The sequence below is a fragment of the Bradyrhizobium sp. UNPF46 genome (genome assembly GCF_006658625.1).
In the GTDB taxonomy this organism is placed as follows: Bacteria; Pseudomonadota; Alphaproteobacteria; order Rhizobiales; family Xanthobacteraceae; genus Bradyrhizobium; species Bradyrhizobium nitroreducens.
This window is the reverse complement of sequence record NZ_LFJB01000084.1, coordinates 45586-62581: the sequence shown is the minus strand read 5'-3', so window position 1 is coordinate 62581 and position 16996 is coordinate 45586. Positions and strand designations below refer to the sequence as shown.

The following is a 16996-nucleotide window of genomic DNA, read 5'->3' as shown; positions in this document are numbered from 1 at the left end:
ATTAGAGGTTAAGTGAAACGCAAGAATGACCGTGGCTTTCCCGACCGGCAAGCCATCGTCGCCTTCATCAAGGCAAATCCCGGAAAGGTCGGGACCCGCGAAATTGCGCGCGAGTTCGGCTTGAAGAACGCCGATCGCGTCGAGCTCAAGCGCATGCTGCGCGAGCTCGCCGACGACGGCACCATCAAGAAGAAACGTCACAAGGTGTCCGAGCCGGACGCGCTGCCGCCGACCCTGGTCGCCGACATCACCGGCCGTGACGGCGACGGCGAGCTGATCGCCTCCCCCACCGAATGGGACGAGGTCGAGAACGGCGAGCCGCCCAAGATCATCATCGAGATGCCGCGCCGGCCCAAGCCCGGCACCACCGCCGGCGTCGGCGACCGCGCGCTGTTGCGCGTCGAGCCGACCAACGAGGCCGAAGGGCCGCAATATCGCGGCCGTATCGTCAAGGTGTTCGACAAGGCCAAGAGCCGCATCCTCGGCGTGTTCCGCGAGCTTCCCGAAGGCGGCGGACGGCTCGTGCCCGTCGACAAGAAGATGGCGGACCGCGAGCTCAACATCGCCGCTGCCGACACCAAGGGTGCGCAGGACGGCGATCTCGTCAGCGTCGACATCGTCCGTACGCGCAGCTTTGGCCTCGCCTCGGGCCGCGTGAAGGAGAAGCTCGGCTCGGTCAAGTCCGAGAAGGCGATCAGCCTGATCGCGATCTACGCCCACGAGATTCCGCTGCAATTCTCCTCCGCCGCGGAGCGCGAGGCGGAAGCCGCCGAGCCAGCCAATTTGAAGGGCCGCGAGGACTGGCGCGACGTGCCGCTTCTCACCATCGATCCACCCGACGCCAAGGATCACGACGACGCGGTGCACGCGCAGCCGGATAACGATCCCAACAACAAAGGCGGCTTCATCGTCAACGTCGCGATTGCCGATGTCAGCTTCTACGTGCGGCCGGGCACCGCGCTCGACCGTGACGCGCTCGATCGCGGCAACTCGGTCTATTTCCCGGATCGCGTCGTGCCGATGCTGCCCGAGCGCATCTCCAACAATCTCTGCTCGCTGGTGCCGGGCGAGCCGCGCGGCGCGCTCGCGGTGCGCATGGTGCTCGGCCCCGACGGCCGCAAGCGCTCGCACAGTTTTCATCGCATCCTGATGCGCTCGGCCGCCAAGCTCAGCTACGCGCAGGCACAGGCCGCGATCGACGGACGGCCCGACGACACCACCGGCCCCCTGCTCGATCCGATCCTGAGGCCGCTCTACGCCGCCTATGCCTGCGCCAAGCGCGCCCGCGACGAGCGCGATCCGCTCAATCTCGATCTGCCCGAGCGCAAGATCCTGCTCAACAGCGACGGCACGGTCGACCGCGTCGTGGTGCCTGAGCGCCTCGATGCGCACAAGCTGATCGAGGAGTTCATGATCCTCGCCAATGTCGCGGCAGCCGAGATGCTGGAGAAGAAGTCGCTCCCGCTGATCTACCGCGTGCATGACGAGCCGACGCTGGAGAAGGTCCACGCGCTCTCCGAATTCCTGGAGACGCTCGACGTCCCCTTCGCCAAATCAGGCGCGCTGCGCCCGACGCTGTTCAACCGCGTGCTGGCCCAGCTCGAAGGCCATGATTATTACCCGCTGGTCTCCGAGGTCGTGCTGCGCGCCCAGGCACAGGCGGAGTATTCCTCCGAGAATTACGGACATTTCGGCCTGAATTTGCGCCGCTACGCGCATTTCACCTCGCCGATCCGCCGCTATGCCGACCTCGTCGTGCACCGCGCGCTGGTCCGCGCGCTTGGGCTCGGCGAAGGCGCCCTGCCCGACAGCGAGACGCCCGAGACCCTGAGCGAAGTCGCCGCGCACATCTCGCTGACCGAACGGCGCGCGATGAAGGCGGAACGCGAGACCGTGGACCGGCTCATCGCCCATCACCTCGCCGATCGCATCGGCGCGAGCTTCCAGGGCCGCGTCTCCGGCGTCACCCGCGCCGGCCTGTTCGTGAAGCTCTCCGAGACCGGCGCCGACGGACTGATCCCGATCCGATCCCTCGGCACGGAATATTTCAACTATGACGAGGGCCGGCACGCCCTGGTCGGCACGCGCAGCCGCACCATGTATCAGCTCGGCGACGTCGTCGACGTCCGCCTGATCGAAGCCGCTCCCATCGCCGGCGCGCTACGCTTCGAGCTGCTGGGGTCGGCAAGCGAGACTGCGCCGCGCGACCGCGGGCGTCCCAACCCGCAACGCCGCCCCTCGCTCAAGGCCCATCCCGGCCGCAGCCCGGATAGAAAACGCAAGCCGGCAAAGCAAAAATCCGGCAAAGGGAAAAAGGCCAAGGGAAACAAGAGCAAGGGTAAGGGCAAGAAGGGCAAGGCATGGTGACGATGAGCACGGCTCCAAAAATCTGGACGCGCGAGGACGGCCTCGTCGAGAAGCGCGACGTCTTTGCCGCCATGAGGCGCGGCTTTCGCGGCCGCTGCCCGCGCTGCGGCCAGGGAAAGCTGTTCCGCGCTTTCCTGAAGACATCAGACAATTGCGCCAAATGCGGTCTCGATTTCACGCCGCACCGCGCCGATGACCTGCCCGCCTATCTCGTCATCGTCATCGTCGGCCACATCGTGGTGCCGGCGGTCCTCTGGATCGAGACCAATTATTCGACACCGGTCTGGATCAGCTTCGCGGCCTATCTGCCGTTCACCTTCGTGGCCTCGCTCGCACTGCTGCAGCCGGTCAAGGGAGCTGTGGTCGGCTTGCAATGGGCTCTGCGCATGCACGGGTTTGACGAGAGCCCTCCGGATGGTATTCCGCCTGTGTAAGCAAGAAGCAAAAGCGGTTTGGGTGGGGATATGACGGATACGGCGCAGGCAGTGGAGAAGGCCCGGGTTCACGAGGAGAAGGAGGCCGATCATCATCCCTACTTCCGCCCGAAGGACGCGGCGACCCTGATCCTGGTCGATCGCAGCAGCGCCGTTCCGAAAGTGCTGGTCGGCAAGCGCCACGACAAGGTGGTGTTCATGCCCGGCAAGTTCGTCTTCCCGGGGGGACGTGTCGACAAGGCCGACCATCGCGTGCCCTGTGCTGCGCCCATCACCGCCGAGCTGGAGGCCAATCTCGCCAAGGGAAGCCCGAAGACTCCCGCCTCGCGCGCGAAGTCGCTCGCTATTGCCGCGATCCGCGAAGCCTGCGAAGAAACCGGTCTCTGCCTCGGCCGCAAGGCGGAGATCAAGGCGAAGCTCGAAGGTCCGTGGCAGCCGTTCGCCGATGCAGGCCTGCTGCCCGACCCCTCCAGCCTGTTCCTGATCGCGCGCGCGATCACCCCGCCGGGCCGGGTCAAGCGGTTCGACACGCGCTTCTTCACCGCCGATGCCTCCGCGATCACCCATCGCGTCGACGGTGTGATCCATGCCGATGCCGAGCTGGTCGAGCTGGTCTGGGTCGAGCTCGGCTCCAAGCCGCTGGCCGATCTGCATCCGATGACGCGCAACGTGCTCAACGAGCTCGACACCCGCCTTGCCACCGGCCCGCTCCGCCACGACGCGCCGGTGCCGTTCTTCCATTTCTACGGCGGCAGGATGCAGAAGGATATTTTGGGCTGAGCTCCGCGACGCCAAGCCTCTTCTTCATTGCGGGATTCCTTTCGTCATTCCGGGGCGCGCGTAGCGCGAACCCGGAATCCATTCCTCCACCGTCTCTGCAGTTCGATGGATTCCGGGTTCGCGCCAAGAGGCGCGCCCCGGAATGACGTGCTGAGATAGCTGTAAAAAACGGAAAATTCTTCCCACCTTCCCTAATGGCGGAGTTCCCCGGCGCACCTATGTCTTTCCGAACGACAATGAAGAAGGACACACCGGGCGATGGCACAACGGCAACTCAAGCTTGGCGCGTTCATGCGCCCGATCAGCATCCACACCGGCGCCTGGCGCTATCCCGGGGCCTGGCCCGACGCCAATTTCAACTTTGGCCATATCAAGCAGCTGATCCGGAAGCTCGAGGCCGGCAAGTTCGACGCCTTCTTCATGGCCGATCACCTCGCCGTGCTGAACATGCCGATCAATGCGCTGAAGCGCAGCCACACCGTGACCTCGTTCGAGCCGTTCACGCTGCTGTCGGCACTCTCGGCGGTCACCGAGCGTATCGGCCTGATCGCGACGGGCTCGACCACGTTCGACGAGCCCTATCACGTCGCGCGCCGCTTCGCCTCGCTCGATCATCTCAGCGGCGGCCGTGCCGGCTGGAACATCGTCACGACGTCGAACCCGGACGCGGCGCTGAATTTCGGCCTCGACGACCACATGGAGCATGCCGAGCGCTACAAGCGCGCCCGCGAGTTCTACGACGTCGTCACAGGCCTGTGGGATTCCTTCGCGGACGATGCCTTCGTACGCGATGTCGAGAGCGGGCTGTTCTTCGATCCCGCGAAGATGCACACGCTCGACCACCACGGCAAATATCTGAAGGTGCGCGGCCCCCTCAACATCGCCCGCCCCGTGCAGGGCTGGCCAGTCATCGTGCAGGCCGGCGCGTCGGAAGACGGCAAGCAGCTCGCGGCCGAAACGGCGGAAGCGGTGTTCACCGGCGGCGGCAGCCTTGCCGACGGCCAAAAGCTCTATGCCGACATCAAGGGCCGCATGGAGAAGGTCGGCCGCGATCCTGAACACCTCAAGATCCTGCCCGGCGCCTTCGTCGTGGTCGGCGACAGCGTCGACGAGGCCAAGGAGAAGCGCGCGCTGCTCGACAGCCGCGTGCATTACGACAGTGCGATCGCCTCGCTCTCCGTCATCCTCGGCACCGACGCGTCCGGCTTCGATCCCGACGGCCCCCTCCCCGAAATCCCCGAGACCAACGCCAGCAAGAGCGGCCGCCAGCGCATGGTCGATCTCGCCGCCCGCGACAAGCTCACGGTGCGCCAGCTCGCCCAGCGCGTCGGCGGCTATGGCGGGCTCTCCTTCGTCGGCACCGCCAAAACCATCGCCGACCAGATGGAGGAATGGCTGGTCGGGCGCGGCTCCGACGGCTTCAACATCATGTTCCCGTTCCTGCCCGCCGGCCTCGACGATTTCGTCGACAAGGTCGTCCCGGAACTGCAGCGGCGCGGGATTTTCCGGAAGGAATATGAAGGGGCCACTTTGAGGGAGAATCTCGGCCTGCCGCGCCCCAAAAACCGCTTCTTCGAGGGAGACTAAGCACCTGCAGCATACAATAACACACTCAAGATCAATAGCTTGTGGCGCAATTCAATAGGAATTGGGGAATTGGCTGCTTCCACCACTTTAAGGCGAATGTTCGTCTTGTAAATTTAGAGTGAATTTGCCACTGTTTGGTAGGCGCTTCGGGCTATTGAGGGTTCATGTCGAGAGATAGCAAGACACCCGCGCACATACTTCGGATATTCGTTAGATCATTGTCCACTGCGAGGATTTGCGCCGCCTGCGTCGTATTGATGGCGAGCCTTCTGGCGTTTGCCCTTTATACGATTGAAGACATTAAGGACGACAGTAAGGTCTGCGTTTGTATATTCGTATGGCCCATTCTCATCATTCTGGTCGTTGGGCTCAAGTTGGTAACGACGAGGAGAGGTAGTGTTAGGCTTCTGCTCCATCGCGCAACCGGCTTACGAATTTTTGCCCGAAGAGAATACCAGAAGAGTTCGGATGTTCTCACCGAAAACTATGTACACGAGGCCAATGATCGTTCGATTCTAGCCCTGCTTATTCTTCTAATCGTTGCAAGCACCGCAATCTGGATGCGCGATAGTGGGATAATAATTCTTTCATCTGGAATCGCGTTCTTATTTTTTCTGCAAACTACCCTAACTGAATATCGAGTTTCGCGAGGATACTTCGGTACCAATCGTGCTGAAGCACTTGAACTTATTTCATTCATTGCAAGAAAACATCACGACGGTGAGGCTCCTCCCGGAACGAAGGTAGGAAAATCCGTTATACGTGATGAAGCTCAGGGCTTGTCTTCGGTAGGTGCCGTGGCCGCACATATTTAGAGGCAACGGTTTGAGGGGCTGTTTAGATTGCGATGAACGATCAAATCTCAGGAGTAATGCGTCAGCTAGCAAATGCGCTTGGAACCCTGTTCCCCGTCAGACTTGCGATCGGCGTAGCGCTAGGCTTTCTGATGAAGACGCTCGTTCACGTTGCTGCTCTTGTAGAAAAGGGCGAGTTGTGGATCGCATTGGACGAGTTTAGCTCCGTTTGGTACGTAATCGTTATAGCGCCCCTGCTCTTTATTAATGTCGTCCTTCGGAGCCGCGACGCACCAGAGCAATCGGCGCACCATGTCAGCACAATCGATCTAATGATTACCCGCTCAGGCTTGCCCCGGGCGCAAGCCAACCAAGTATGGCGATCCCTCATCGAGAAATACTTGACGTCCGTCCAGCCTGACCTGTCGCGTCCTCCACCTCGCCTTGACGTGTTGTTTGAAGAGGCCAAGCGTGAAGTCACCGACACTTCGGATCCTCCGTTGTAGCTTCAAAGCGGGGATCCGATTACGGCCACTTTTTAGCCATAGTCGTGACTTCTGAAGCTTGACTTCCCGCGATTTCTGGCTAGGTTGCCGGCCAACGCGGGCCGTTTGGCCGGCTCCAGATTCCCTTCATTCCTGAGGTTCTGAACATGGCCAAAGCGGTCACCATCAAGGTCAAGCTCGTGTCCTCGGCCGACACCGGCTTCTACTACGTCGCCAAGAAGAATTCGCGCACCATGACCGACAAGCTGGTCAAGAAGAAGTACGACCCGGTCGCGCGCAAGCACGTCGAATTCCGCGAAGCCAAGATCAAGTAAGACGCGGACAAGCGACTGAGTTTTTTGCGGGGCCCTTTCGGGCCCCGTTTTCGTCTTCGACTCCGCTCGTGTCCCGGACGCGGTGCAGCGTGCAACGCTGCTCCGCTGAGCCGGGACCCAGAACGTGACACGACACCATGCAGAGATGGGCCCCGGCCCCGCCGCACACCGCGCCGGACGATGCTTCGCATCGCCGAAGCGCTACGCGGCGCACGGGGCACGAGCGCTGAGCTAGGCGTACCGTCGAACTGTTGGCGTCCGCCATGCGCGCAGAAGACGACGTCGAAGCCGAAAGGGGTCCATGTCAACCTCGGGCAGCCAGCGGACCTCGAGGGACGACGTTGATCCTCATCAAGCGGCGAAGCCGCGCAGTTCTCTACGCTCAATCGAAATTGCCCGGGAGAAGCGCAGCATGCTTCCCTTTACGCTTGAGCAGTTCCTCAGCTGACGAGGCCGGATTGACGCCCTCAATCGAATTGCGTCCATGATCGCGACAAGCAGCAGCGACCGCTGAGAACGGGCAACCCGGCATGCCTTCAGGCAACAGGATTTGGAAGGCAGTCGTTGCAGGGGCGTGCGGAAGCATCGTGCATTCGCTGCTGATGTACTCCAAGTCCTGGGCCGGACTACTTCCGTCATTCGAGCCCTACGAAAGTCTCCAGACGACGCTGAGCCACGCGGCCGGCACTGCAGTTCATCCCGTGGTGCCTTGGCTGCTGTCATTCCTGAATGGCTCAACCCTCGTCAGTCTCGCCTTTGGACACCTTTATCGGTGGCTGCCGGGCAATATTGGAGCGATCAAAGGAATCGCCTACGGCGTGCTCGGATGGGCGATGATGGGGCTGGTGTTCTTTCCCATGATCGGACTTGGATTTTTCGCATTCCAGGTTGGACTTGGCGTTTCGCCGGCATTCTTCTCGCTAGCGATGCTCCTGGCTTACAGCGTAGTCCTGGGCATCGTTTACGACGCACTCAATTCCTGACTTGCTGGAATAGGAGATCAGGCCACTCCGCTTTGGGTCAAACATGGCCGTTACTTTGCCGGCGGTTTCCTCCGCCCGTTGATTCAGCTCAACAAGCTCCCGGTCGACGTTGTTACCAAGTTTCAATCGAGACCCCGTCGCAAAGCGTTTGACCATCTTCAACACAATGCTCATCGCGGCGCCCGGACCGGTCGACACGTCGCCGTATCACCACTACGGCCGCAGGACACCCTATGATGCACCACTTTCTCGCGCTGACCGCCCCAACCCCGTATCTGTTTTTCACCGGAAAGGGCGGAGTCGGTAAGACCTCTCTTGCGTGCGCCACCGCTATTGTCCTTGCCGACCGTGGACTTCGCGTTCTGATCGTCAGCACCGACCCTGCGTCCAACCTCGATGAGATGCTCGAAGCCACTCTGACCGATCGCCCGACGCCGGTGCCAAACGTCGCCGGACTTTCGGCGATGAATATCGATCCCGAGGCCGCTGCCGAAGCCTATCGCAGCCGGGTCCTCGAACAGCTCGGCCCCGAAATTACCGCGGACGAACGATCGACCGTGCGCGAGCAGCTCTCCGGCGCCTGCACCACCGAGATAGCCGCCTTTGACGAGTTCGTGGGCCTGCTGGACGGCGATGTGACGGGGTTCGATCACATCATATTCGATACCGCTCCGACCGGTCACACGCTACGTCTCCTCAGCCTGCCAAAGGCATGGACCGGCTTTCTCAAGGACAACGATCGGGGAGCGTCCTGTCTCGGACCGCATTCAGGTCTGACGATGCAGGAAGACCGCTTTCGCAAGGCGCTTCAGGCCTTGGGCGATTCCAAGCAGACCACCATCATCTTGGTCACCCGCGCCGATCGCGGCGCCGTCCGCGAGGCAGCGAGGACATCGGGCGAACTTGATGGGCTCAATCTATCGAATCAGTTTCTCGTGGTGAACGGGCGCTTCCACGCCGCGGACCCGACTGATGTCGTTGCAGTTGCCCTTGAGCGGGATCAGGACGAGGCGCTGGCCGCGATGCCGGCATCGCTCACGAAACTGCCGCGAGACGAAATTCCTTTGCTTGGCTTCGACATCGTCGGCGTGACGGCTCTGAGGGCGCTGCTGTCGCCCTCCAACCAACCATCGATCGTCTCCACCGAGAGAAGCACCGAGCCGATCGACCTGCCGGGCCTCGACCGGTTGGTTGATGACATCGCGCAGGGCAAGCGCGGCCTGATCATGGTCATGGGCAAGGGCGGCGTCGGAAAGACGACGCTTGCTGCCGCCATCGCGGTAGGGTTGGCGAAGCGGGGTCATGCCGTCCATCTCAGCACGACCGATCCCGCAGCTCACGTCAGTTTCGTCGTCGATGGCGTCATGCCAGGTCTGACGGTCGACCGGATCGATCCCCGGGTCGAGACGGAGCGCTATGTCGAGAAAATATTGGCGAGCCGTGGCCGTGACCTCGATGCGCAGGGCAAGGCCCTTCTGCTGGAGGATCTAGCTTCGCCGTGTACCGAGGAGGTCGCTGTTTTCCATGCCTTCTCGCACGTTGTTGCGGAGGCCCGGAGCGCCTTCGTGGTGCTCGATACGGCGCCGACAGGCCACACGCTGCTCCTGCTGGACGCCACCGGCGCCTATCATCGCCAGATGACGAGCCAACTCGCACCGAGCGGTCCGGGACGGATCGTTACCCCTCTGATGAGGTTACAGGATCCAAGCCATACAAAGGTGATTCTGGTGACGCTGCCGGAGACGACGCCGGTTTCCGAGGCCGCCTCCCTTCAGGATGACTTGCGGCGTGCCGGAGTCGAGCCCTATGGCTGGGTCATCAATAAAAGCCTCACCGTCTCGGGGACCCGCGATCCGCTGTTGCGGCTTCGGCTCGCTGCGGAGCGGACGCAGATAGCTCGGGTTCAGGACGGGCTCGCAAAACGTGCCTTCATCGTCGGCTGGCGAAGCAAACCACCTATCGGTGTGGACGAACTTCGAACGCTGTCATGAACCCCGCTCGAGGGTGATGATGACCGCTCGCGGCCAGAAGCCTGCAATTCAGGTCGGGCCCTGGGACCTCAGTTGTCATAACCGCGATGATCTGTCTTCGGCCGCAGAGCTCGGGCAACGTTACCCGACAGCGACGGACCAAGTGTGACCCACCTCGCAGAGCGCCATGGGCGCCTTCACTAATTCCAGCGGGATCGTTGCATGAACCCGGTCCACTGCCGTGAAGAGCCATTTGTCCCTGCTGGATCCGCTGCGCTTCGCCGCCGCCCTCGGCGTTGCCATTTTTCACCAGATGTTCTGGTCCTGGGCCTGGACCTCGATCGGCGTCCCGGGCTTTGAACGCACCGTCGCCGCCGATGTTCTCTACCCCTCCGCCGCACCCTTCACCTGGTTCGGCTGGGTCGGCGTCGAGATCTTCTTCGTCATCTCCGGTTTCGTCATCGCCAATTCGGCGAGCCAATCTTCGCCCGGCGCGTTCCTTCTCGGCCGCGCACTCAGGCTTTATCCGGCAGTCTGGGTCTGCGCCACTGCGACCTTGCTCGTTCTGCTGCTGTTCGGCAGCGGCCCGGCCTCCGAGCTCATCCTGCCCTACGTCCACGCCATGCTGATGGTGCCCAAGGGCGTCACGGGTCAGTGGCTCGACGAGGTCTATTGGACGCTGGCCGCCGAGACCGCGTTTTATGGCCTCGTATTTTGCGCCATGCTGACGCGGAGGATCACCCTGCGGCACCTGGCCTTTGGTCTCACCATCTACAGCGCCATCTTCAACGCCGCCGCGTTGCTGGTGATGTCGAGCACGACGCCATCCGACCTGCCCTATCTCGTCATCCTGATGTTCCGGGTGCCGTGCGCGGCCTTCCTGCTCAGCCACGGCTGCTTCTTCGCGCTGGGAATCTGGCTGTTCATCTCCGCGAACAGGGAACTGACGGCGCTCGAGAAGATCGCATTGGCCGTCACCTGTGTCTCGGGCGCAGCGGAGATCTACTTCTTCGCCTCGTTCTTCCTGACCTCGATCCCCGCCATCGCGGATCAATCCGCGCTTGCGCCGATCATGGTCTGGGCGGCCGCGGTGCTGTTGATCGCCCTCGCCGCGAGGCGAAACAGGCAAGCTGCGGACACCGCCTCTCCTGAAGCACCGGCCTATTTGCGAACGTTGGGACTGATCACCTACCCGCTCTATCTCACCCACAACGTCATTGGCGCGGCGATCATTCGTGCGCTGGTCGAGGGCCGGCCTGGACCCGACCTCGGCTCTCTGGATCGCGCTGGCCCTTCTGATCCTGGTCTGCTGGTTCATTTGCGCGAAGATCGAGCCAGCGGTCAGGCGCGCGCTGACCGAAGTCCTTGCGCATTTCGGAACGCTGCCGCAGCGGCAACCGGCACCGCGCCGCTCAGTGCTGGCCCGCGGGCTGCGCCTTCCGCGGCCCGTCGCAGTCAAGGTGAGCGTCGCGGCGTCCTAGCTGCTCTCTGCCGTCCTACCTCACCGCGAACGGCGCCTGATAAGGCCGCCCGAACGGGACGCCGTTGATCACGGTCTGGATCGGCTTGAGATAGGCCTTCCCTTCCCTCTTGTTGTTGCGGGTGTCGAGGAAGCTGACCGGCCCCTCCACCAGCTCCATGATGGCGACGTCGCCGGGGGCACCGACTTGCAGCGTGCCGATCTTCGGCGCCCGGTCGATGATCTTCGCCGGCGCCGTGGTCGCCATCGCGACCACCTGCTCCAGCGTGAAACCGAGAATCATGAACTTGCTCATCACGTTGGGCAGGAACGGAATGCCGGGCGAATTGCCGGAGAAGACGTGGATGTCGGAGGAGATCGTGTCCGGCGTGCAGCCGCCGGGGATCGCCACTTCCGCCACGGTGAAATCGAAGCTGCCGCCGCCGTGACCGACGTCGAACATGACGCCGCGCTGCTTGGCGGCAAGGGCCGCCGGCAGCAGCTTGCCGTCCTGGACGATGTTGGTGAAGACGTTCGACATGTTGGGCGCGCCTGAATAGGCATGCGTCAGCACGTCGCCCGGGCGGAGCAGGTCGAGAATCTGCGACATCAGCTCCTTGGTTTCGACGCCGCCGATATGCACCATCATCTTGGCCGGCCAGCCGCACATCTCGCAAGCCTGGATGCCGCGCTTCAGCGGCTCGAGCCCGTGCTTGTAGATCACGTTCTCCGACATCCGCACCTTGACCCCGAGCAGGAAGTCGGCGTTCTCGGCGAGCGCCATCGCGCAGGCTTCGGTCTGGGCGACGTCGATATTGTACAGCTCAGCGGCCGGGAACGCCGACAGGCCGTTATTGGCGATGTGGACGAAGGCGTACATCCGCGCCCGCGTCTGGGCCACGATGAACCGACGCAGCGCCGCCAGATTGTTGACCCCGGCATCACCCGCCGAGACGACGGTCGTCGTCGCCTGGAATTGCACCAGTTCGTCGGCGGGAATGCCGATCGCCGAGCCGTAAGGATAGACGTGGGAATGCAGATCGATGAGACCGGGCATCACGAGCTTGCCTGAGGCGTCGATGCTCTTCAGCGCACGCTCGGCGGGGATCGTCTCCTGCACCGTCTCGACGACGCCCCAGCGGATGCCGATGTCGCGTTTGGCGCGCAGCGACTGGCTGGGGTCGAGCACCTCGCCGCCGCGGATCACCAGATCGTATTTGTCGTTCGGTCCCATCGCGGCCCGCACCGGCGCGGTGAGGCCGACGGCGGCAGCGGATGTCGAGAGTGCCAGGAAATCGCGGCGTGACAACGCGGACATGATGGTCCCCCCTGTGCTTTTTGTTTGCGGCTATGGCCGGATTCGGCGAGCAGCTCCGCCTTTGGCGCCAACGCAGGCGTTCAGCGATGGGCCAAAACCATTGTGCTCGGAACACCGATCCTATGACTGGATACGAGCCCTGAGGAGCGGCGAAATTTTCGAGAACCGCATGAACCTTCTCGAAGCAGCATCGACTAAGCGACCGCATCCGCTGGGTCGCTTGGTGACCAGGGCCTCTGAGCAGACACGAGAGTTAGCGTCGCGGCGTTCGTCCGCGTATCCGATCAAAGCCCTGCTTGATCGCTGCGAAGCGCTCGTCGATGAATTGTTCGTGCTCGGTATCGGTGAAAATGTAAGGCCAGTCGTTTTCGATGGCCTCGCAGACCAGCTCGCCCACATAGAGCGGATCAATGCCGCGGCTGATCCGTTCCTGGAATACCTTGATGAACTCGGCGCGGGGGCCTTCCGTCGGCGGAGGATTGCCGACCGCCCCGGCAAATCGCTGCGGCACATTGCGCCGGGAGTTCATGATCTGCGTGCGGACGATGCCCGGACACAGAACGGAGACCCCGATCTTCCTTGGCGCGAGGACCTTACGCATCCCTTCTGACAGCGCCACCACTCCGTATTTGCTCACATCGTACGCTGGGCTTGTTCCCGTAATCAGGCCGGCGACGGACGCTGTGGAAACGACCTGCCCTCCTTCATCGTGCGCTTCGATCAGCGGACCGAAAATCTCGAAGCCCCAGATTACCGATCTCAGGTTGACGCCGAGGACCCAGTCCCAGCCTGCATCAGTCCACTCACCATAGGGGCCACCGCCCCCGACGCCCGCATTATTGACCAATATGTGGATCTTGCCGTACCGCGCGACGGCCGCGTCCGCTGCCGCTTGAAGCTCGCCTTTGAGCGAGACATCGGCTTTCACGCCATCGACGTCGACGTTGGTCCTTGTCTTCAGGTCCGCGACCGCCTTCTTCAGCGCCTCTTCCTCGATGTCGCAGAGCATGACCTTCACCCCCGCCTGCGACAGCGCGGTCGCGATGCCAAGGCCGATCCCCGAGGCAGCGCCTGTCACGAAGGCGGTCCGTCCAGCCAGGTCTTTCATGGGCTTGCCCTCTTGCTTTCGATGAACAAATTTGTCGCCAAGCCACGCCGCAGAGTGCCGAAATGAACTCGCGTCGTCTCACGCACCCTGCGCCAAGCCTGGGAAAATCGATCGCCAGTTTCAAATTAGCACAGTGGAAACCGGATGGATAACGAGGATGGGGTCGGCTTTCGGAAGCGTTGGCTCCACGCCGACCATGACATTCGCGTCGGTTTGGCCGAGGGGCTCCGACTTCCGCTCTCCTCCTACAAACAGTCATCGTTACCGGACGTCGACAGATCTCAAACAGACCAACAGCGGAAGCCCGGATTCGCGCGCGGGGGCGAGGCCTACCTATCAATGGGCGAGAATGTGCGCACGACCTCATACATGCCCGGCTCAAATTTCGCGATCGTGAGCGCCTCTTCGAGAAAGGGTAGCGGTCCAGGATCCTGGCGCATGGCCTCATAGTCTTCCGCGCTGCGCCACTGCGCATACATGGTCACCTTCGTGCCGTCGAGGCTCCGATGAAGGGTCGAGGAAACAAAGCCAGGTGCCCGGCTGACGAATTCATCGGTCGCGCGCGCAAGCAAATCGAGGAGCCGGTCCTGGTTGGCTGGATCTACCGTGAAGACATTTATTAGGCTGATCATGCCGGTTCGGTCCTCTCTTTTGTTGCCTGATGCCTTGCCTATCACGAAGGGGGGAGTTCCAATAGGACCGTCGCCATTTCAGCCTCGCGCCGGATCGACCGCCCGAGGTCGTTGCTGGACGCAAACGACGCGCCCCTGAGAGAACACTATCAAACCAAAGGTAGGCCGCACCGGGTCAAGGCCATTGATGCCCGTTGCGGGTCACAAGCTGTCGATTGCGACGAAGCAACGCGGCGTCCGCTCCAAACTCTGAAGCGGACGTTTGAGGCCCTCCTCGCGCCTACGCCGTCCGCAGCACCGGCGCCGGCGGTTGCGACGGCCTGACGAGCGCGAACGCGACTTGCACGATGCCGCCGGCAAGGCCGAGCGCGACGCCAATGCGCCAGGCTATGGTGTAGGCGCCGAGCGCGTCGTAGAGCACCCCTCCTCCATAGGCACCGAGGAAGCTGCCGGTCTGGTGGCTCTTGAAGGCGAGGCTCTGGATCATCGCCCCTCCCCAGCCCGGCGCGAGTGAGGTGTGCGTTGTGCCACTTCATAGCTCACAGGGAACCTTTTCAGGGTGGAGCGGTTGGCGTGCGATGGCGCGACCGGAGGTACGGCCGCCGCTGATGAAGACCGCGTGGACCAGTGCCCTGAGCGGCTGTTCGATGCAGTGTCGTCCTGCGCCCCCGCAGCTGAAATCGGTGCACGCTCAGCGGACGACGGGGACAGGGACAGCAAAATGAGGCCTGTAGCGCGACAGCCCTTCAAACCTCGCACTCCCGAAGAACTGATGGCGCTGCTTGGTGCAGTAGCGACCGCGATTCTGACTGTCATCATTATCGCGATGCTCTATTTCGGCCGGGATATCTTCGTGCCCGTTGCGCTGGCTATTCTTCTCAGCTTCGTGCTGGCGCCGCTGGTCGGACTATTGCAACGGAACCATGTCCCACGGGGATTGGCAGTCGTGAGCGTGGTTGTCGTTGCGTTTATGCTGATCTTCGCGATGGGAAGCCTTCTCGCCACTCAGCTGACGCAGCTGGCCGGAGATCTGCCCCGATATCAATCGACGATCAGCGAAAAGATCCAGGCTTTTCGGGATACCAAGGCCGGGAGGAGCACGCTGGAGCGTGCTTCCGACATGCTGAAGGATCTCAGCAAGGAGCTCGATAAACCGAAGGATACCCCATCCGTGCCCAGGACTGGCATAGTCCCTGGCTCAAATGCCTCCGCGCCACCGGTCCCGGTCGAGGTACGCCAGCCCGATCCGGGCGCGTTGGAAAGTCTGCGAACCTTGATTTCTCCGCTCATTCATCCGCTCGCGACCACCGGCATCATCATCATTTTCGTCATATTCATTCTTATTCAACGTGAAGATCTTCGTAACCGCTTCATTCGGCTGGCGGGCTCGTCGGATCTGCAGCGTACGACCGCTGCGCTGGACGATGCAGCGAGCCGCCTCAGCAAGCTGTTTCTGACCCAGCTCATCCTGAACGGCGCATTCGGCGTCGTGATCGGCACTGGCCTCTGGTTCATCGGAATCCCGAGCGCGATTCTTTGGGGCATCCTCGCGGCTGCGCTTCGCTTCGTTCCCTATGTCGGCGCCGTTATCGCCGCCGCATTCCCGCTGGCGCTCGCGGTGGCCATCGATCCCGGCTGGTCGATGCTGCTTTGGACTCTCGCTCTGTTTCTCGTCGTTGAACCGCTCGTGGGCCATGTCGTCGAGCCGATGGTTTACGGGCGCAGCACGGGGCTTTCGCCCGTTGCCGTGGTCGCGTCGGCAACGTTCTGGACAGCGCTTTGGGGACCAATTGGGCTCGTTCTTGCGACCCCCCTCACGATATGCCTCGTGGTGCTCGGGCGGCATGTGGAGCGATTGGAATTTCTTGACGTCATGTTCGGAGACCGGCCGGCGCTTTCTCCTCCGGAAATATTCTATCAGCGGATGCTGGCGGGGGATCCGACCGAAGCGGCCGAAAAAGCCGAAGAGTTCCTGAAAGAGCGTTCGCTGGCTTCGTATTATGATGAGGTGGCCCTGAAGGGTTTGCAGCTGGCGCAAGCCGACGCCGAGCGCAATACGCTCGACCAGGAACGTCTCACGAAGATTCGAGACGCCGTCAGCGAATTTGCCGCCGATCTTGCCGATCAGGACGAACGGCCGCCAACGAAGAGCAGTTCAACCACCGATGCGGAAGCATCGTCGGCAGTGGAAGGCGTTGCAGAGAATGCCGCCAATGAACACTTGCCTTACCTCCGCAGAGAGAGTCTCCCGCCGGATTGGCAGGGTGAACACCCCGTCCTCTGCGTGGCCGGACGCACCCTGATCGATGAGGCGGCCGCGATCATGCTGGCTCAGCTCTCGACTGAGCACGGCCTCGCTGCGCGAGTCGAAGGGGCAACATCGCTTTCCACAACGAATGTCTTTCGCCTGGATACAACGGGCGTTGCGATCGTCTGCGTGGTCTATCTCGATGCCCACTCTGCGGCACACATGCGGTACTCCGTCCGGCGTCTGAGGCGGAAATTGCCGAAGGCAACCATCATCCTGGGTTGCTGGGTCAAAGACATTGACCCGGCTGCCCTGGAACTGCTTCGGGAAGGCATTAGAGCTGACCTCGTTGCGACGAGCATCGGCGAGGCTGTCAGGCTGTGCATCGAAGCGACGGGGATAACGGAACAGGGACACGAAGCCCCCGGGCAGGATAAATCCACGACGGCTGCGGCGTGAGATTTTCCCTCGCGGCCATCGATTGCACGAGGGAGCC

General features: G+C 62.2%; 14 protein-coding genes and 1 pseudogene. 11 read left to right on the top strand and 4 right to left on the bottom strand.

Features of this window, described 5'->3' with window-relative positions:
- The first annotated feature begins 12 nt into the window (after positions 1–12).
- The 10 genes from rnr to UNPF46_RS30125 all read left to right on the top strand — a co-directional run bounded on the left by rnr (position 13) and on the right by UNPF46_RS30125 (position 11284).
- Positions 13–2367, top strand: coding sequence for a ribonuclease R (gene rnr / locus UNPF46_RS30175; RefSeq protein ID WP_142252427.1), 2355 nt, complete (start codon positions 13–15; stop codon positions 2365–2367).
- Complete coding sequence (locus UNPF46_RS30170) at positions 2361–2801, top strand: DUF983 domain-containing protein (RefSeq protein WP_100174682.1); 441 nt, start codon at positions 2361–2363, stop codon at positions 2799–2801. The genes rnr and UNPF46_RS30170 overlap by 7 nt, the downstream gene beginning before the upstream one ends.
- A gap of 30 nt (positions 2802–2831) precedes the next feature.
- Complete coding sequence (locus UNPF46_RS30165) at positions 2832–3581, top strand: NUDIX hydrolase (RefSeq protein WP_100174681.1); 750 nt, start codon at positions 2832–2834, stop codon at positions 3579–3581.
- Between the two features lie 258 nt (positions 3582–3839).
- Positions 3840–5168, top strand: a complete 1329-nt coding sequence (locus UNPF46_RS30155; RefSeq protein ID WP_142252426.1) for an LLM class flavin-dependent oxidoreductase — start codon at positions 3840–3842, stop codon at positions 5166–5168.
- A gap of 257 nt (positions 5169–5425) precedes the next feature.
- The gene (locus UNPF46_RS30150) at positions 5426–5983 is read left to right on the top strand and encodes a hypothetical protein (protein ID WP_142252425.1); all 558 of its coding nucleotides are present in this window, start codon (positions 5426–5428) and stop codon (positions 5981–5983) included.
- A gap of 32 nt (positions 5984–6015) precedes the next feature.
- The gene (locus UNPF46_RS30145; protein WP_142252424.1) at positions 6016–6468 is read left to right on the top strand and encodes a hypothetical protein; all 453 of its coding nucleotides are present in this window, start codon (positions 6016–6018) and stop codon (positions 6466–6468) included.
- Positions 6469–6614: 146 nt separating this feature from the next.
- Entirely contained in the window at positions 6615–6782 is a 168-nt protein-coding gene (rpmG, locus tag UNPF46_RS30140; protein WP_007603295.1) for a 50S ribosomal protein L33, read from the top strand.
- A gap of 530 nt (positions 6783–7312) precedes the next feature.
- On the top strand, positions 7313–7765 hold the full coding sequence (locus UNPF46_RS30135; protein ID WP_142252423.1) for a DUF6789 family protein: 453 nt from the start codon (positions 7313–7315) through the stop codon (positions 7763–7765).
- Between the two features lie 236 nt (positions 7766–8001).
- Positions 8002–9756: an arsenical pump-driving ATPase gene (arsA, locus tag UNPF46_RS30130; RefSeq protein ID WP_142252422.1), complete on the top strand. Its 1755-nt coding sequence runs from the start codon at positions 8002–8004 to the stop codon at positions 9754–9756.
- Between the two features lie 232 nt (positions 9757–9988).
- Positions 9989–11284: an acyltransferase family protein gene (locus UNPF46_RS30125; protein WP_246668763.1), complete on the top strand. Its 1296-nt coding sequence runs from the start codon at positions 9989–9991 to the stop codon at positions 11282–11284.
- On the opposite strand, the gene UNPF46_RS30120 is transcribed toward UNPF46_RS30125, so the two are convergent.
- The 4 genes and pseudogenes from UNPF46_RS30120 to UNPF46_RS30105 all read right to left on the bottom strand — a co-directional run.
- Positions 11232–12512: an amidohydrolase family protein gene (locus UNPF46_RS30120; RefSeq protein ID WP_142252421.1), complete on the bottom strand. Its 1281-nt coding sequence runs from the start codon at positions 12510–12512 to the stop codon at positions 11232–11234. The two genes, UNPF46_RS30125 and UNPF46_RS30120, sit on opposite strands and share 53 nt — an antisense overlap.
- A gap of 253 nt (positions 12513–12765) precedes the next feature.
- Positions 12766–13620 (bottom strand): SDR family NAD(P)-dependent oxidoreductase, encoded by an 855-nt coding sequence (locus UNPF46_RS30115; protein ID WP_142252420.1) that lies wholly within the window; start codon positions 13618–13620, stop codon positions 12766–12768.
- Positions 13621–13949: 329 nt separating this feature from the next.
- A complete protein-coding gene (locus UNPF46_RS30110) occupies positions 13950–14252 on the bottom strand; it encodes an antibiotic biosynthesis monooxygenase family protein (protein WP_142252419.1) in 303 nt (100 codons plus the stop codon).
- A gap of 280 nt (positions 14253–14532) precedes the next feature.
- Positions 14533–14742, bottom strand: a pseudogene (locus UNPF46_RS30105) (MFS transporter); the annotation flags it as partial.
- A 282-nt stretch (positions 14743–15024) separates the two neighbouring features.
- On the opposite strand from UNPF46_RS30105, the gene UNPF46_RS30100 reads away from it, so the two are divergent.
- On the top strand, positions 15025–16959 hold the full coding sequence (locus tag UNPF46_RS30100) for an AI-2E family transporter (protein WP_142252418.1): 1935 nt from the start codon (positions 15025–15027) through the stop codon (positions 16957–16959).
- The last annotated feature ends 37 nt before the right edge of the window (positions 16960–16996 follow it).

Coding starts and splice junctions, on each gene's coding strand:
- UNPF46_RS30120 (WP_142252421.1), bottom strand. CDS start 12,512: ATGTCCGCGTTGTCACGCCGCGATTTCCTGGCACTCTCGACATCCGCT.
- UNPF46_RS30100 (WP_142252418.1), top strand. CDS start 15,025: ATGGCGCTGCTTGGTGCAGTAGCGACCGCGATTCTGACTGTCATCATT.
- UNPF46_RS30155 (WP_142252426.1), top strand. CDS start 3,840: ATGGCACAACGGCAACTCAAGCTTGGCGCGTTCATGCGCCCGATCAGC.
- UNPF46_RS30165 (WP_100174681.1), top strand. CDS start 2,832: ATGACGGATACGGCGCAGGCAGTGGAGAAGGCCCGGGTTCACGAGGAG.
- arsA (WP_142252422.1), top strand. CDS start 8,002: ATGCACCACTTTCTCGCGCTGACCGCCCCAACCCCGTATCTGTTTTTC.
- UNPF46_RS30135 (WP_142252423.1), top strand. CDS start 7,313: ATGCCTTCAGGCAACAGGATTTGGAAGGCAGTCGTTGCAGGGGCGTGC.
- UNPF46_RS30145 (WP_142252424.1), top strand. CDS start 6,016: ATGAACGATCAAATCTCAGGAGTAATGCGTCAGCTAGCAAATGCGCTT.
- UNPF46_RS30110 (WP_142252419.1), bottom strand. CDS start 14,252: ATGATCAGCCTAATAAATGTCTTCACGGTAGATCCAGCCAACCAGGAC.
- UNPF46_RS30115 (WP_142252420.1), bottom strand. CDS start 13,620: ATGAAAGACCTGGCTGGACGGACCGCCTTCGTGACAGGCGCTGCCTCG.
- UNPF46_RS30150 (WP_142252425.1), top strand. CDS start 5,426: ATGGCGAGCCTTCTGGCGTTTGCCCTTTATACGATTGAAGACATTAAG.
- rpmG (WP_007603295.1), top strand. CDS start 6,615: ATGGCCAAAGCGGTCACCATCAAGGTCAAGCTCGTGTCCTCGGCCGAC.
- UNPF46_RS30170 (WP_100174682.1), top strand. CDS start 2,361: ATGGTGACGATGAGCACGGCTCCAAAAATCTGGACGCGCGAGGACGGC.